This window comes from Pseudomonas pharyngis (assembly GCF_021602345.1).
GTDB lineage: Bacteria > Pseudomonadota > Gammaproteobacteria > Pseudomonadales > Pseudomonadaceae > Aquipseudomonas > Aquipseudomonas pharyngis.
This window is the reverse complement of record NZ_BQID01000004.1, coordinates 278170-294105: the sequence shown is the minus strand read 5'-3', so window position 1 is coordinate 294105 and position 15936 is coordinate 278170. Positions and strand designations below refer to the sequence as shown.

General features: G+C 59.3%; 13 protein-coding genes. 3 read left to right on the top strand and 10 right to left on the bottom strand.

The window, feature by feature from the left end; all coding sequences use genetic code 11:
* Positions 1–331 precede the first annotated feature (331 nt).
* The 9 genes from aceA to L6D74_RS11185 form a co-directional block, all read right to left on the bottom strand.
* Complete coding sequence (gene aceA / locus L6D74_RS11225; RefSeq protein ID WP_064597742.1) at positions 332–1657, bottom strand: isocitrate lyase; 1326 nt, start codon at positions 1655–1657, stop codon at positions 332–334.
* A gap of 475 nt (positions 1658–2132) precedes the next feature.
* Positions 2133–2885: a secretin N-terminal domain-containing protein gene (locus L6D74_RS11220; protein ID WP_236189185.1), complete on the bottom strand. Its 753-nt coding sequence runs from the start codon at positions 2883–2885 to the stop codon at positions 2133–2135.
* Between the two features lie 243 nt (positions 2886–3128).
* Positions 3129–3554, bottom strand: coding sequence for a GNAT family N-acetyltransferase (locus tag L6D74_RS11215; protein WP_039767415.1), 426 nt, complete (start codon positions 3552–3554; stop codon positions 3129–3131).
* Complete coding sequence (locus tag L6D74_RS11210; RefSeq protein WP_064597738.1) at positions 3547–4722, bottom strand: ribosomal protein uL16 3-hydroxylase; 1176 nt, start codon at positions 4720–4722, stop codon at positions 3547–3549. Before L6D74_RS11210 ends, L6D74_RS11215 begins: the two co-directional genes overlap by 8 nt.
* A gap of 86 nt (positions 4723–4808) precedes the next feature.
* The gene (gene purB, locus L6D74_RS11205; RefSeq protein WP_064597733.1) at positions 4809–6179 is read right to left on the bottom strand and encodes an adenylosuccinate lyase; all 1371 of its coding nucleotides are present in this window, start codon (positions 6177–6179) and stop codon (positions 4809–4811) included.
* Between the two features lie 127 nt (positions 6180–6306).
* Positions 6307–6930 (bottom strand): high frequency lysogenization protein HflD, encoded by a 624-nt coding sequence (hflD, locus tag L6D74_RS11200; protein WP_039767411.1) that lies wholly within the window; start codon positions 6928–6930, stop codon positions 6307–6309.
* Positions 6927–8051 (bottom strand): tRNA 2-thiouridine(34) synthase MnmA, encoded by a 1125-nt coding sequence (gene mnmA / locus L6D74_RS11195; RefSeq protein ID WP_236189184.1) that lies wholly within the window; start codon positions 8049–8051, stop codon positions 6927–6929. The genes hflD and mnmA overlap by 4 nt, the downstream gene beginning before the upstream one ends.
* Before the next feature lie 59 nt (positions 8052–8110).
* Positions 8111–8557, bottom strand: a complete 447-nt coding sequence (locus L6D74_RS11190) for an NUDIX hydrolase (RefSeq protein ID WP_085745985.1) — start codon at positions 8555–8557, stop codon at positions 8111–8113.
* Between the two features lie 78 nt (positions 8558–8635).
* Entirely contained in the window at positions 8636–10861 is a 2226-nt protein-coding gene (locus L6D74_RS11185; protein ID WP_085667536.1) for an NADP-dependent isocitrate dehydrogenase, read from the bottom strand.
* Between the two features lie 481 nt (positions 10862–11342).
* Here L6D74_RS11185 and icd point away from each other — a divergent pair, with 481 nt between their 5' ends.
* Positions 11343–12599: an NADP-dependent isocitrate dehydrogenase gene (icd, locus tag L6D74_RS11180; RefSeq protein WP_007951441.1), complete on the top strand. Its 1257-nt coding sequence runs from the start codon at positions 11343–11345 to the stop codon at positions 12597–12599.
* A 79-nt stretch (positions 12600–12678) separates the two neighbouring features.
* On the opposite strand, the gene L6D74_RS11175 is transcribed toward icd, so the two are convergent.
* Positions 12679–12972: a cold shock domain-containing protein gene (locus tag L6D74_RS11175; RefSeq protein ID WP_276574947.1), complete on the bottom strand. Its 294-nt coding sequence runs from the start codon at positions 12970–12972 to the stop codon at positions 12679–12681.
* A gap of 224 nt (positions 12973–13196) precedes the next feature.
* On the opposite strand from L6D74_RS11175, the gene clpS reads away from it, so the two are divergent.
* Together clpS and clpA are read left to right on the top strand one after the other, a co-directional pair.
* Positions 13197–13580, top strand: a complete 384-nt coding sequence (gene clpS / locus L6D74_RS11170) for an ATP-dependent Clp protease adapter ClpS (protein ID WP_011334948.1) — start codon at positions 13197–13199, stop codon at positions 13578–13580.
* Positions 13581–13610: 30 nt separating this feature from the next.
* A complete protein-coding gene (clpA, locus tag L6D74_RS11165; RefSeq protein ID WP_064597727.1) occupies positions 13611–15881 on the top strand; it encodes an ATP-dependent Clp protease ATP-binding subunit ClpA in 2271 nt (756 codons plus the stop codon).
* Positions 15882–15936 lie beyond the last annotated feature (55 nt).

Genomic DNA, 15936 nt, shown 5'->3' with positions numbered 1-15936 from the left:
ATGTTTTGTAGGAAATGTAACGAACATAGTTGTCGCTAAATGATAATTGATATCGTTTGCAGAGGTTTCGTAACTGTTTAACGGGTCACTAGTTGGGAAGTTGTCTTATATGCGCGTTACTGCAAGTAGCGGCGGCGCCCGTTTTAGCCGATTTTTGCGATGCGGATACCGCTCTGGATCAATGTTTTGCCTGACAGGCTTTGCCAATTCCTGAGGTGCCCGGAAAACCGCAGGCAAAAAAACGCCCCGAACCAGTCGGGGCGTCAGTTTTTCGGCAATGCGGTTAGCTCTCTATACGGTCCGCAAAGGCCGTTCGCTCAGGCGAAGTCGATCAGTGGAACTGTTCTTCTTCGGTCGAACCGGTCAGTGCGGTTACCGACGACGAGCCACCTTGAATCACGGTGGTCATGTCGTCGAAGTAGCCAGTGCCCACTTCCTGCTGGTGAGCCACGAAGGTGTAACCCTTGGCGGCGTCAGCGAATTCCTGCTCTTGCAGCTTCACGTAGGCAGTCATGTCGTTGCGGGCGTAGTCGTGCGCCAAGTTGAACATGCTGTGCCACATGTTGTGAATGCCGGCCAGGGTGATGAACTGGTGCTTGTAACCCATGGCGGACAGTTCGCGCTGGAACTTGGCGATGGTCGCGTCGTCCAGGTTTTTCTTCCAGTTGAAGGAAGGCGAGCAGTTGTACGACAGGATCTGGTCCGGGTATTCCTTTTTGATCGCTTCAGCGAAACGACGGGCTTCTTCCAGGTCCGGCTTGGCGGTTTCGCACCAGATCAGGTCGGCGTACGGCGCGTAGGCCAGGCCTCGGGCGATTGCCTGGTCCAGACCTGCACGAACCTTGTAGAAACCTTCCTGGGTACGGGTGCCAGTCACGAATGGCTGGTCGTACGGATCGCAGTCGGAAGTCAGCAGGTCGGCAGCGTTGGCGTCGGTACGGGCCAGGATGATGGTCGGTACACCGGCAACGTCGGCAGCCAGACGAGCCGCGGTCAACTTCTGCACGGCTTCCTGGGTTGGCACCAGCACCTTGCCGCCCATGTGGCCACATTTCTTCACGGAAGCCAGTTGGTCTTCGAAGTGAACGCCGGCGGCGCCTGCTTCGATCATGCTCTTCATCAGCTCGTAGGCGTTCAGTACGCCGCCGAAACCGGCTTCAGCGTCAGCCACGATTGGCGCGAAGTAGTCGATGTAGCCTTCGTCGCCCGGGTTCTTGCCGGCTTTCCACTGGATCTGGTCGGCGCGACGGAACGAGTTGTTGATGCGCTTGACCACGGTTGGAACCGAGTCCACCGGGTACAGCGACTGGTCCGGGTACATCGATTCGGCGGAGTTGTTGTCCGCCGCGACTTGCCAGCCCGACAGGTAGATCGCCTGGATACCGGCTTTAACCTGCTGCACAGCCTGACCGCCGGTCAGGGCGCCCATGCAGTTGACGAAATCTTTCTCTGGGCGGAAGGACGGCTTGGCACCCTGGGTGACCAAGTTCCACAGCTTCTCGGCGCCCATTTTTGCAAAGGTGTGCTCTGGTTGAACCGAGCCACGCAGACGGACGACGTCAGCAGCGGAGTAATTGCGAGTCACGCCTTTCCAGCGCGGGTTTTCAGCCCAGTCTTTTTCAAGGGCTGCAATTTGCTGTTCGCGTGTCAGTGCCATGGAGATAAACCTCGTCGCGTCTTTATGAAAAGTTGTTCTGCGGTGGAAAATTCCTTGCGCTCGCTGACCAGAAGCTTAGGTGGTCAGGTCGGGTTCGGCGGGGCAGGCGACGGATGAACGATGGGCTCGAGGGGAAGTGAGCAGGTAAAGGCGAACTGGTGGGCGCATTCGGGCGTCGTGGGCCTTTATACGAACGACAGTGTAAAGCCGGGTTACCTAATTACGCTTCCGTCCCTCGGGACAACTTCGTTCCAGTCGGCAACCTCGTCAAACACGCCTTGTGGGCGGTACAGACACGAAACGGCTCGCGGGGATGGTTGCGAGCAGCGCTTCGAAGGCCCTTGCCAGGGCCTCTGATTAGCGGGAGCGAGGCCATCATGCCTTCGCTTTTTTGGCTCGTCAAACGTTTTGTAGTGCTTTTTTTCAAGCACTACATCTTTCGTCTAATACGACTAATCAGTCAGTTTTTGGTGCTTTAGTCCAGCGTGTCGACTTTCACCCGCAACGTCATGTCATCCCGGCCTTGAGTAGAGTAGCTGCGGGCCAGGCCCTGTTTGTCGGCCTGGGTCTGGCGATTCACGCCGGCTAGGGTGATCCATTCACCCAAGCGTCCGGTGACGGTTGTGTCGGTACTTTGCACGTTCACTACATCGGGACGTTCCTGGCTCATGCGGTCACGGTTGGTACTGATAGCCAGGTGAACGGTTTCGCCGGTGACGCTGGCGGTGACGTAAAAACCCTGGGTGACGTTGCGATATTGGGTCTGGCTGCTGTAATCGCCGTAGGAGTTGGTCTGGCTGCTGGTGATCGGCACGCTCTGGCCGACCTGGATCAGTGCTGGAGCACCTTCGCTGGCCTGGATCTGCTGAATGCCGCCGTCACGGCTGGCAGTGCTTCGACTGATGATGCGGGTTTGCGCGCCATTGACTGAATAACCTTCGTCGCCACGACCGTTGTTTTCGTTGGTGTCGACCGTGATCAGCAAGCGCTTGGGCGCGGTGTCGAGCTGTGAGAGCAGATCCTTGAGTTCTTGAATCTTGCCGGGCTCGGCCTTGACGATCAGTTGGTTGCCATAGGCGCTGACCTGGCCGTCCTTGCCGATGAAGTCCTGAGCCACCGGCAGCATGTCGGCGCTGGTGTGGTACTTGAGGGGCACGATTTCTGTGGCTGCCATCACCGAAACACTGCAGCCGAGCAGCAGGGTGGTGAGCAGGGTGCGTAGGGACATGTCCGTTATCTCCGCTTTCGAAAGGCTTGATATTGCCAGTTTGTCGGCCCGGGGTGGGGCAAGTTGAATCGTAGACAGCAAAACGCCCCGGCATCCGAAAATGGCAGAGCGTTTTGTGGTGTTCTGGAGGGCCTCTTCGCGAGCAAGCCCGCTCCCACATTGGATCTCTGCCGGGCACAAAATCTGTGTTCGCTGGAGGTCTCCTGTGGGAGCGGGCTTGCCCGCGAATGCCGCGACGCGGACTTATGCCGAGTGACGAACCATGTCGACATGCGGAATCCCGGCTTCGAGGAATTCCTCGCTGACCAGGTTGAAACCCAGACGCTCATAGAACGCTGTGGCCTGAACCTGGGCGCTGAGCATCTGCTGCTTCAGTCCGCGCTCCTCTGCTTCGGCGATGACCGCTTGCATCAGCGCATCGCCGACCTTCAGGCCACGCCAGTCCTTGAGCACCGAAACCCGGCCAACATGTCCGTCGGGTAAAAGGCGGGCGGTGCCGATCGGAAAGTCGCCTTCGAAAGCCAGGAAGTGCACCGCCGTAGCGTCATCGGCGTCCCACTCAAGCTCGGGTGGAACCGATTGTTCGGCAATGAAGACCGTTTCGCGAATGCGGCGGATCTCGGCGTTGTCCTTTTGCCAGTCTGCAACACGTACGCGAATCTTATTCATCGTCGGCGAACCCCAGGCTTCCCTGTTTGACCAGTTCGCACAGCAGGCCGCGACCGTCTTCGTCGCTCAGCCAGTCACCGAGGTTGTCGGTGTGCAGAGCGTCGGCGGAGCAGATCAGCTTCAGCAGTTCGCGCAGCTTGCCTGGCAGGTAACGGCTCTGGCCGCTGGCGAACAGCAGCAGGTCGTCATCGACGTCCGACCACGCCAGGCGTGCGCTCGGGTTGCGGATCAGGATGGCGCCGTCTTCGAACGCGCCAAGAAGGTCTTCTTCCTCGACTTCTTCAGGGCCGACCACCAGCTCTGGATAACGCGGCTCGGTCATGTACTGGCCGAACCAGGTCAGCAGCAGGCGCTCATCGCTCATGTGCTCGGCGAGCAGTGCTTTCAGGCGGCCGAGTGCATCGTGCTGGATCTGATGTGGGTCATCGCTGACCGGTTTGGCATCGGCGTCGGTGTAGCGCTCTTCGTCAGTCAGGAACTGGCTGAGGAAGTCGGTGAAGTGGGTCAGCACTTCAGCGGCGCTCGGTGCGCGGAAGCCGACCGAGTAGGTCATGCAGTCATCGACGGCAACACCGCAGTGGGCCAGGCGCGGGGGCAGGTAGAGCATGTCGCCCGGTTCCAGGACCCACTCTTCGGTCTCGTGGAATTCGGCGAGGATGCGCAGGTCCGCGTGTTGCAGCAGCGGGCTTTCGGAGTCGCACATCTGGCCGATTTTCCAGTTGCGCTTGCCGTGGCCTTGCAGCAGGAACACGTCGTAGTTGTCGAAGTGCGGGCCGACGCTGCCACCCGGGGCGGCGAAGCTGATCATTACGTCGTCGACGCGCCAGCTCGGCAGGAAGCGGAAATTCTCCAGCAGCTCGCTGACTTCCGGCACGAACTGATCGACCGCCTGCACCAGCAGGGTCCACTCGCGCTCCGGCAGTTTGCTGAATTCGTCTTCGGCGAACGGGCCGCGACGCAGTTCCCAAGGACGCTCGCCGTGCTCAATCACCAGACGCGATTCGACTTCTTCTTCCAGGGCCAGGCCGGCGAGTTCGTCGGCGTCGATCGGGCTTTCAAAATCAGGAATCGCCTGACGGATCAGCAGTGGTTTTTTCTGCCAGTAATCGCGCATGAATTCGCGCGCCGTAAGACCACCCAGAAGTTGAAGAGGAATATCGGGATTCATATGTAACCTATTGAAAAAAAGCATTTTTCAGACGGGAATAAAAACGCCCGGCGCGGCCGGGCGTCTCAAACGGGTCAAGCGGTCGATCAGATGCGTTTGGCTTGCGCTACAGCGTTGCCGATGTAGTTGGCCGGGGTCAGCTGCTTGAGTTCGGCTTTCGCTTCGGTCGGCATGTCCAGACCATCGATGAAAGTCTGCAGCGCTTCAGGGCTGATGCCCTTGCCGCGGGTCAGTTCTTTCAGCTTCTCGTACGGGTTTTCGATGTTGTAGCGGCGCATCACGGTCTGGATCGGCTCGGCCAGGACTTCCCAGCAAGCGTCCAGATCGGCAGCGATCTTGTCAGCGTTCAGCTCGAGCTTGCTGATGCCTTTGAGGCTCGCTTCGTACGCGATCACGCTGTGGGCGAAGCCGACACCGAGGTTGCGCAGAACGGTGGAGTCGGTCAGGTCGCGCTGCCAGCGGGAGATCGGCAGTTTGCTCGCCAGGTGCTGGAACAGTGCGTTGGCGATGCCCAGGTTGCCTTCGGAGTTTTCGAAGTCGATCGGGTTGACCTTGTGCGGCATGGTCGACGAACCGATTTCGCCGGCGATGGTGCGCTGCTTGAAGTAACCCAGGGAGATGTAGCCCCAGATGTCACGGTCGAAGTCGATCAGGATGGTGTTGAAGCGCGCAATGGCGTCGAACAACTCGGCGATGTAGTCGTGCGGCTCGATTTGCGTGGTGTACGGGTTGAAGCCCAGGCCCAGCTCGTCTTCGATGAAGGCGCGGGCGTTGGCTTCCCAGTCGATCTGCGGGTAGGCCGACAGGTGGGCGTTGTAGTTGCCGACAGCGCCGTTGATCTTGCCCAGCAGCGGAACGGCAGCAACCTGAGCGATCTGGCGCTCGAGACGGTAAACCACGTTCGCCAGCTCTTTGCCCAGGGTGGTCGGCGAAGCCGGCTGGCCGTGGGTGCGCGACAGCATCGGCACGTCGGCGAAACGGATGGCCAGTTCGCGGATGGCGTTGGCGGTCTGGCGCATCAGCGGCAGCATTACGTCATCACGACCTTCGCGCAGCATCAGGGCGTGGGACAGGTTGTTGATGTCCTCGCTGGTGCAGGCGAAGTGGATGAATTCGCTGACCTTGGCCAGCTCCGGCAGCTTGGCCGCCTGCTCCTTGAGCAGGTATTCGATCGCTTTGACGTCGTGGTTGGTGGTGCGCTCGATCTCTTTCACGCGCTCGGCGTGCTCCAGCGAGAAGTTCTCGGCCAGTTCATTCAGAACGGCGTTGGCTTCGGCGGAGAAGGCTGGCACTTCCGGGATGCCGGCGTGAGCGGCCAGGCGCTGGAGCCAGCGCACTTCAACCAGAACGCGGGCACGGATCAGACCGTACTCGCTGAAAATTGGGCGCAGGGCCTGGGTTTTGCCGGCGTAGCGGCCGTCAACAGGGGAAACCGCAGTGAGCGAAGAGAGCTGCATGGGGTGTTCTCGGACAGTCGGGCAACGAAATGGGGCGCGTATCATACATGAAAAAATCCGCCGGTCCGTCGCCAACTGACCGGCGTATTACGCGTTACAGGCTACAAAGCTTTTATTGCGCGGCGATTTACTCGCTGCGCATCAACGGATACAGCTCTTTGAGCAACTTGCGCCGGCTCACGACCAACTGCCAGCGGTGACCGCCGAGCTGGCGCCACAGCCGCGCCGAACGAATGCCGGCGAGCAGCAGGGCGCGGATCTTCGAGGCATTGCTCGGCTGCTGCAGGTTGCGCATGTCGCCGTGCACCTGAATGCGCTGGCGCAGCGTGCTCAGGGTGTCCTGATACAGCGCGCCGCAGGCCGCTATCACGTTTTCGTGGGCCGGGCCGAAATGCTCGACCTGCGACTGGATCTGCGGCAGACGCTTGCCGATCACGTCGAGCATGTCGTTGCGCTTGGCCAGTTGCCGCTCAAGACCAAGCATCGACAACGCGTAACGCAGCGGTTCGCGCTGCAAGGTGCTCGGGTCGCGCTCGAGGGCGCCGATCAGTGCGCGGTAACCCTCGCGCAGGTTGATATCGTCGCCGCCGTAAACATCCAGCGTGTCTTTCGGGTCACGAACCAGCAGGCTGCCGAGCATGCAGCTCAGGCCGGCCTCGTTGGTCTGGCCGGTCTTGGCGATCCGGTCCACCAGCACGGCGGCGAGAAACACGCCGCCCAGAGCGGTCAATTGCTCCTGAGTCGGGCTCATGCCTGGCCGCTCCACGGCTCGGCGACTTCGATCACGCCGCCACCGAGGCAGACTTCACCGTCATAGAACACCACCGACTGGCCCGGCGTGACTGCGCGTTGCGGCTCGTCGAACACGGCGCGATAGCCGGTAGCAGTTTTTTCCAAAGTGCAGGCCTGATCGCTCTGGCGATAACGAACCTTGGCGGTCAGGCGCAGCGGCTGGCTCAGGTCGATCGGGTTGACCCAATAGATTTCCGAAGCGAGCAGGGCGCTGGAGAACAGCCACGGATGGTTGTTGCCCTGACCGACGATCAGTTCGTTGGTGTCCAGATCCTTGCGCAGCACATACCACGGTTCGTCGCCGGCGTCTTTCAGACCGCCGATGCCCAGGCCCTGGCGTTGACCGATGGTGTGGTACATCAAACCGTGGTGACGGCCGATGACTTCGCCTTCGGTGGTCTTGATCTCGCCCGGTTGCGCCGGCAGGTATTGCTTGAGGAAATCGCTGAAGCGACGCTCGCCGATGAAGCAGATCCCGGTGGAATCCTTCTTCTTGGCGGTTGCCAGCTCGTATTTCTCGGCAATTGCACGGACTTCCGGCTTTTCCAGCTCGCCGACCGGGAACAGGGTCTTGGCGATCTGTTCGCCGCCGACGGCGTGCAGGAAGTAGCTCTGATCCTTGTTCGGATCCAGGCCCTTGAGCAGTTCGGTGCGGCCGTCGATGTCGCGGCGGCGCACGTAGTGGCCGGTGGCGATCAGGTCGGCGCCGAGCATCATGGCGTAGTCGAGGAACGCCTTGAACTTGATCTCGCGGTTGCACAGGATGTCCGGGTTCGGCGTGCGGCCGGCCTTGTATTCGGCCAGGAAGTGCTCGAACACATTGTCCCAGTACTCGGCGGCGAAGTTGGCGGTGTGCAGCTTGATACCGATCTTGTCGCACACGGCCTGGGCATCCGCCAGGTCGTCCATGGCGGTGCAGTATTCCGTTCCGTCGTCTTCTTCCCAGTTCTTCATGAACAGGCCTTCCACTTCATAGCCCTGCTCGATCAGCAGGAGAGCGGAAACGGAAGAGTCCACGCCGCCGGACATGCCGACAATGACGCGCTTCTTGGATGTGTCAGAAGGGGCTGGATCACGCATAGGGATTCAATGAGTGTCTTGAAAAAGGACGCGATTCTATCAGGCTCACGGCCTCAAGGCTAAAGGGAAGGGCGGATCAGTTCGAGGCCGAAGCGATTGCCGGCCAGATAATCGTCGATGCAGCGGATGATCAGCTCGCTGCGCCAGTTATCGCGCTGGGCCAATAATTCGTCGCGAGTCAGCCACTTGGCGCCGACGATGCCGTCGTCCAGTTGATAATCCGGGTGGTGTTTCACCGCTTTGGCGCTGAAGCATACCCGCTGGTAAGTCACGCCGTTGCTCGGGGCGGTGTACAGATAAATGCCGATGACGGCGGTGGGTTCGACGTCCCAGCCGGTTTCCTCGAGGGTTTCGCGCACGGCGGCTTCGATCAGGGTTTCGTCCGGATCGAGATGGCCGGCCGGCTGATTGAGCACGTTACGCCCGGCCTTGTGTTCCTCGACCATCAGGAAGCGGCCGTTGTCCTCAACGATAGTGGCGACAGTGATGTGGGGGAGCCATTGCATTGATTGAATCTCCTGGGCGAAAGGCAGAAACACAAACCCCGGCGCATGGCCGGGGTTTGTGATGTTCCCTTTACAACCTTAAACCAGCGCAGCGATGGCCGCGTTGAGGGTTGCGCTTGGGCGCATGGCCTTGCTGATCAGCTCGGCATCGGCGTGGTAGTAACCACCGATGTCCACTGGCTTGCCCTGAACGGCGTTGAGCTCGGCGACGATGGTCGCTTCGTTCTCGGTCAGGGTCTTGGCCAAGGTCGCGAACTGCGCTTGCAGTGCAGCGTCTTCGGTCTGGGCGGCCAGGGCTTGTGCCCAGTACATCGCCAGGTAGAAGTGGCTGCCGCGGTTGTCGATGTTGCCGACTTTGCGCGATGGCGATTTGTTGTTGTCGAGGAACTGGCCGGTGGCCTGATCCAGGGTCTTGGACAGAACCAGCGCTTTCGGGTTGTTGTAGTTCACACCCAGGTGCTCGAGAGAAGCGGCCAGGGCCAGGAATTCACCCAGCGAATCCCAGCGCAGGAAGTTCTCTTCGACCAGTTGCTGCACGTGCTTCGGAGCCGAACCGCCGGCGCCGGTTTCGAACAGGCCACCGCCGTTCATCAGCGGCACGATCGACAGCATCTTGGCGCTGGTGCCCAGTTCCATGATCGGGAACAGGTCGGTCAGGTAGTCGCGCAGTACGTTGCCGGTCACCGAAATGGTGTCCTTGCCTTCGCGGGTGCGCTGCAGGGTGTATTTCATGGCATCGACCGGCGCCATGATCTGGATGTCCAGACCGGTGGTGTCGTGATCCTTCAGGTAAGCCTGAACCTTCTCGATCACCACGCCGTCGTGGGCGCGCATCGGGTCCAGCCAGAAAATGGCCGGGGTGCTGCTTGCACGGGCGCGGTTGACGGCCAGTTTGACCCAGTCCTGGATCGGCGCGTCTTTGGTCTGGCACATGCGGAAGATGTCGCCGGCTTCAACAGCCTGTTCCATCAGCAGGGTGCCTTTGCTGTCGGTCACGCGAACCACGCCGTCGGCCTTGATCTGGAAGGTCTTGTCGTGGGAGCCGTATTCTTCAGCCTTTTTCGCCATCAGGCCAACGTTTGGCACGCTGCCCATGGTGGTCGGATCGAAAGCGCCGTTGGCTTTGCAATCTTCGATCACCGCCTGGTAGATGGTGGCGTAGCAGCGATCCGGGATCACAGCCTTGGTGTCGTGCAGCTGGCCGTCGGTGCCCCACATCTTGCCGGAGTCACGGATCATGGCCGGCATCGAGGCGTCGACGATAACGTCGCTCGGCACGTGCAGGTTGGTGATGCCTTTGTCGGAGTTGACCATCGCCAGCGACGGACGAACGGCATAGACCGCTTGCACGTCAGCTTCGATCTGGGCTTGCTGCTCGGCCGGCAGGGATTTGATGCGGGCGTACAGGTCGCCGATGCCGTTGTTCAGGTTGAAGCCGATTTCGGCCAGCACGTCGGCGTGCTTGGTCAGGGCGTCCTTGTAGAACTCGGCAACGATCTGGCCGAACATGATCGGGTCGGAGACCTTCATCATGGTGGCTTTCAGGTGAACCGACAGCAGCACGCCTTGTTGCTTGGCGCTGTCGATTTCAGCGGCGATGAACGCGCGCAGGGCCTTTTTGCTCATCACGGAGCAGTCGAGGATCTCGCCCGCCTGAACGGTGGTTTTTTCTTTCAGGACGGTGGTGGTGCCGTCTTGGGCGACCAGCTCGATTTTCACGGTGTCAGCGGCGTCGATCAGGGCCGCTTTTTCGCTGCCGTAGAAATCGCCGGTGCTCATGTGAGCGACGTGGGACTTGGAGTCCTTGGCCCAGGCGCCCATTTTGTGCGGGTGCTTGCGAGCGTAGTTCTTGACCGACAGCGGAGCGCGACGGTCGGAGTTGCCTTCACGCAGAACCGGGTTCACGGCGCTGCCCTTGACCTTGTCGTAGCGCGCCTTGGCGTCTTTGTCGGCGTCGCTGGTCACGGTTTCCGGGTAGTCCGGCAGGTTGTAGCCCTGGGCTTGCAGTTCTTTGATCGCGGCTTGCAGTTGCGGAACCGAGGCGCTGATGTTCGGTAGCTTGATGATGTTGGCTTCAGGCGTAACGGCCAGGTCGCCCAGTTCGGCGAGGTGGTCGGCTACGGCTTTGTCGCCCAGTTGCTCGGGGAAGCTGGCCAGAATACGTGCTGCAAGAGAGATATCGCGGGTTTCCACGGCGATATCGGCCGAGGCGGTGTAAGCCTCGATGATCGGCAGCAGGGAATAGGTGGCGAGGGCTGGAGCTTCGTCGGTGAAGGTATAGATGATCTTCGAGCGGGTGGGCATATTCGGATTAACTCTCTCTTCTTTGCTAAAGCGTGCGCAGAAACTCGAGGGGCGCCGGGTAAGCGCGTTCGTTCAAAGTCATCCGTGAACCGAATGTCGAGAATCTTCGCGGTGATGTTGGGTGCATCAGTAGAGCGTCAAGCAGTCGGACTGCGGTAACAACCCGACCAATCAGGCGGAAAGTCTCGTGCTAGAGAGGCCAGCCGTCGTGACCCTTTGGTCAGCGGGCGGCATTATACATAGGTAGCTGGCAATCTGCCGATGGTTCATATGCAACGATTCTCGTCCATTGGTCTAAAGGTCGCAGGCCGGGGTGGGGCGTAGAGTCGCCGTGAATGCTTGAGATTGGCGCTTTTCCCTTTGCTTTCAGGCTTGTACGAACCGAGATGTGGTCGCGCCCGGAACAGAGGGTTTGCGTGTTGATTTAACTGGGTTACGCTCGAACCAAGCCAGATGTTCAATCCAAACAATGGAGTTCAGCATGGGTTACAAGAAGATTCAGGTTCCAGCCGTCGGCGACAAAATCACCGTCAACGCAGACCATTCTCTCAATGTCCCTGATAACCCGATCATTCCCTTCATCGAAGGTGACGGCATTGGCGTCGACGTCAGCCCTGTGATGATCAAAGTGGTTGATGCTGCCGTAGAGAAAGCCTACGGGGGCAAGCGCAAGATTTCCTGGATGGAGGTTTATGCTGGCGAAAAAGCAACTCAAGTCTATGACCAGGACACCTGGCTGCCCCAGGAAACCTTGGACGCGGTCAAGGATTACGTGGTTTCCATCAAGGGCCCGCTGACCACTCCGGTCGGTGGCGGCATCCGCTCCCTCAACGTCGCTCTGCGCCAACAGCTCGATCTCTATGTCTGCCTGCGCCCGGTGGTGTGGTTCGAGGGCGTGCCGAGCCCGGTGAAAAAGCCCGGCGACGTCGATATGGTGATCTTCCGCGAGAACTCCGAAGACATTTATGCCGGTATCGAATGGAAGGCCGGCTCCCCTGAGGCCACCAAGGTCATCAAATTCCTGAAAGAAGAAATGGGCGTCACCAAGATCCGTTTCGACCAGGACTGCGGCATCGGCATCAAGCCGGTTTCGAAAGAAGGCACCAAGCGTCTGGTGCGCAAGGCCCTGCAGTACGTGGTGGACAATGACCGCAAGTCGCTGACCATCGTACACAAGGGCAACATCATGAAATTCACCGAAGGCGCCTTCAAGGACTGGGGCTATGAGGTGGCGAAGGAAGAATTCGGCGCCGAGCTGCTCGACGGCGGCCCATGGATGAAATTCAAGAACCCTAAAACCGGCCGCGAAGTCGTCGTCAAGGACGCCATCGCCGATGCTATGCTCCAGCAGATCCTGCTGCGTCCGGCCGAATACGATGTGATCGCTACCCTCAACCTCAACGGTGACTACCTGTCCGACGCCCTGGCGGCGGAAGTGGGCGGTATCGGTATCGCGCCGGGTGCCAACCTGTCCGACACCGTGGCCATGTTCGAGGCGACCCACGGTACCGCGCCGAAATATGCCGGCAAGGACCAGGTGAATCCGGGTTCGGTGATCCTGTCGGCGGAGATGATGCTGCGCCACCTGGGCTGGACCGAGGCGGCCGACCTGATCATCAAGGGCACCAATGGCGCGATCAAGGCCAAGACCGTGACCTACGACTTCGAGCGTCTGATGGAAGGTGCCACGCTGGTGTCTTCTTCGGGCTTCGGCGAAGCGCTGATCAAGCATATGTAAGAAAGACGGCTGCAACGAAACCGCCCGGCTCGAGTGATCGAGCCGGGCGGTTTGTTTTCTGGCAGGTGTTCGGATTGCTTCAGCTGGTCACTGATTGGTGATGAGCGGCAGCAGCGGCTGCGACCGAGGCGGCATCTTTCGCGGCGTCGACATTCTGAATATTTGTTGCGTGCAGGCCTTTGGGCCCTTGCACAATGTCGAATTTAACCTCCTGTCCGGCCTTCAGGGTTTTGTATCCGTCCATCTTGATGGCGGAATAGTGGGCGAAGAAATCGATCTCCTTGCCATCCTCGTCCCTCCCCTCGTGGGATTTGGTATTGATGAAACCGAACCCCTTGGCATTGTTGAACCATTTCACCTTGCCGACAGCCATGCTCAAATCCCTCTGCAACAGTCTCCATCGCTGGAGTATCATCCAATTCATCCGCAGTCGAATCCGTTAAAAAGATTGACTCCGCGGATCTTTTTTCCCCACTGTGGGTTCTATTGGTTGTAACACCGTTTTCCCGATAGTCAAGGTGACCGGGCAGTCGGAGTTGAAAACGTGTCAAGCCGCCCCCACCACTGTATTTGCACAACTGACGAACCTTTCTTTCCATGCATGCAATCAGCCAGATTCGACTAACATTCAATCAGGATCGCCCGCTTCTCCAAAAGGATCTTCCACAGGAGCACGACGACGATTCGGCAGGCGTTGCTGTTCAGGAAGCAAAGCCTGCGTTACAGGCGCCGCCGATGTACAAGGTGGTTTTGTTCAATGATGACTACACACCGATGGATTTCGTCGTCGAAGTGCTCGAGGTGTTTTTTAACCTGAATCGCGAGCTGGCGACCAAGGTCATGCTGGCCGTCCACACAGAAGGGCGGGCAGTATGTGGAGTGTTTACCCGCGACATCGCCGAGACAAAGGCCATGCAGGTCAACCAGTACGCCAGGGAAAGCCAGCATCCGCTACTCTGTGAAATCGAGAAGGACGGTTAATCGCCGACCACTTGGGTATGAGGTGAAGCTATGTTAAACCGCGAGCTCGAAGTCACCCTCAATCTTGCCTTCAAGGAGGCACGTTCGAAACGTCATGAGTTCATGACCGTCGAACACCTGCTGCTGGCCCTATTGGACAATGAGGCTGCCGCCACCGTATTGCGTGCCTGCGGCGCAAACCTCGACAAACTCAAGCACGACCTGCAGGAGTTCATCGACTCCACCACGCCACTGATCCCCGTTCATGACGAGGACCGTGAAACCCAGCCAACCCTGGGCTTCCAGCGTGTACTGCAACGTGCTGTCTTTCATGTGCAGAGCTCGGGCAAACGCGAAGTAACCGGCGCCAACGTGCTGGTTGCAATCTTCAGTGAGCAAGAGAGTCAGGCGGTGTTCCTGCTGAAACAGCAGAGCGTTGCACGCATTGATGTCGTCAACTATATCGCCCACGGCATTTCCAAAGTGCCGGGGCATGGCGATCACTCTGAAGGTGAACAAGATATGCAGGACGACGAGGGCGGTGAGTCTTCTTCTTCAGGCAATCCGCTGGACGCTTATGCCAGCAATCTCAACGAACTCGCACGCCAGGGCCGGATCGATCCGCTGGTCGGGCGTGAAACGGAAGTCGAGCGTGTCGCGCAGATTCTGGCGCGTCGTCGCAAGAACAATCCGCTGCTGGTCGGCGAGGCGGGCGTGGGTAAAACCGCGATTGCCGAGGGCCTGGCCAAGCGCATTGTCGACAACCAGGTGCCGGACCTGCTGGCCAACAGCGTCGTTTACTCACTCGATCTGGGTGCTCTGCTCGCGGGCACCAAGTATCGCGGTGACTTCGAGAAGCGCTTCAAGGCGTTGCTCAATGAACTGAAAAAACGTCCGCAGGCGATCCTGTTCATCGACGAAATCCACACCATCATCGGTGCGGGTGCTGCGTCCGGTGGCGTCATGGATGCCTCGAACCTGCTCAAACCGCTGCTGTCGTCTGGCGACATTCGCTGCATCGGCTCGACCACGTTCCAGGAATTCCGTGGCATCTTCGAAAAAGACCGTGCCCTGGCACGTCGCTTCCAGAAGGTCGATGTGGTCGAGCCGTCGGTGGAGGACACCATCGGTATCCTGCGTGGCCTGAAAGGTCGCTTCGAACAGCACCACAACATCGAATACAGTGATGAGTCGCTGCGCGCCGCTGCGGAACTGGCTTCGCGCTACATCAATGACCGGCACATGCCGGACAAAGCCATCGATGTGATCGACGAGGCAGGCGCGTACCAGCGTCTGCAACCGGTCGAGAAGCGCGTGAAACGCATCGAAGTCTCTGAAGTCGAGGACATCGTTGCGAAAATCGCGCGGATTCCGCCGAAGCATGTCACCAGCTCCGACAAGGAACTGCTGCGTAATCTGGAGCGTGACTTGAAGCTGACGGTGTTCGGTCAGGACGCGGCGATCGATTCGCTGTCGACTGCGATCAAGCTGTCCCGTGCCGGTCTGAAGTCGCCCGACAAGCCTGTTGGTTCGTTCCTGTTCGCAGGGCCGACCGGTGTCGGTAAAACCGAAGCCGCGCGTCAATTGGCCAAGGCGCTGGGGATCGAACTGGTTCGCTTCGACATGTCCGAGTACATGGAGCGCCACACCGTATCGCGTCTGATAGGTGCACCTCCGGGTTACGTCGGTTTCGACCAGGGCGGTCTGTTGACCGAAGCGATCACCAAGCAACCGCATTGCGTATTGCTGCTCGATGAAATCGAGAAGGCGCATCCGGAAGTCTTCAATCTGCTGCTGCAGGTGATGGACCACGGTACGCTGACCGACAACAACGGGCGCAAGGCGGACTTCCGCAACGTGATCGTCATCATGACCACCAACGCCGGTGCTGAAACGGCGGCACGTGCTTCGATCGGTTTCACCCATCAGGACCACTCGTCCGATGCGATGGAAGTGATCAAGAAGAGCTTCACGCCGGAATTCCGCAACCGCCTGGATACCATCATTCAATTTGGTCGCCTCAGTCACGAGGTCATCAAAAGCGTGGTGGACAAGTTCCTCACCGAGCTTCAGGCGCAACTGGAAGACAAGCGGGTGCTTCTGGAAGTTACCGATGCGGCGCGCAGTTGGCTGGCGGCCGGTGGTTACGATTCGGCCATGGGCGCTCGTCCGATGGCGCGCCTGATCCAGGACAAGATCAAGCGTCCGCTGGCGGAGGAGATTCTGTTTGGCGAGCTGGCCGAGCATGGCGGTGTGGTTCACATCGACATCAAGGATGGTGAGTTGACGTTTGACTTCGAGACCACCGCGGAAATGGCTTGATGGTTGTTGGTCTGTTGTAAAGCGAAAGGCGCCTTTTGGGCGCCTTTTTGCTGTC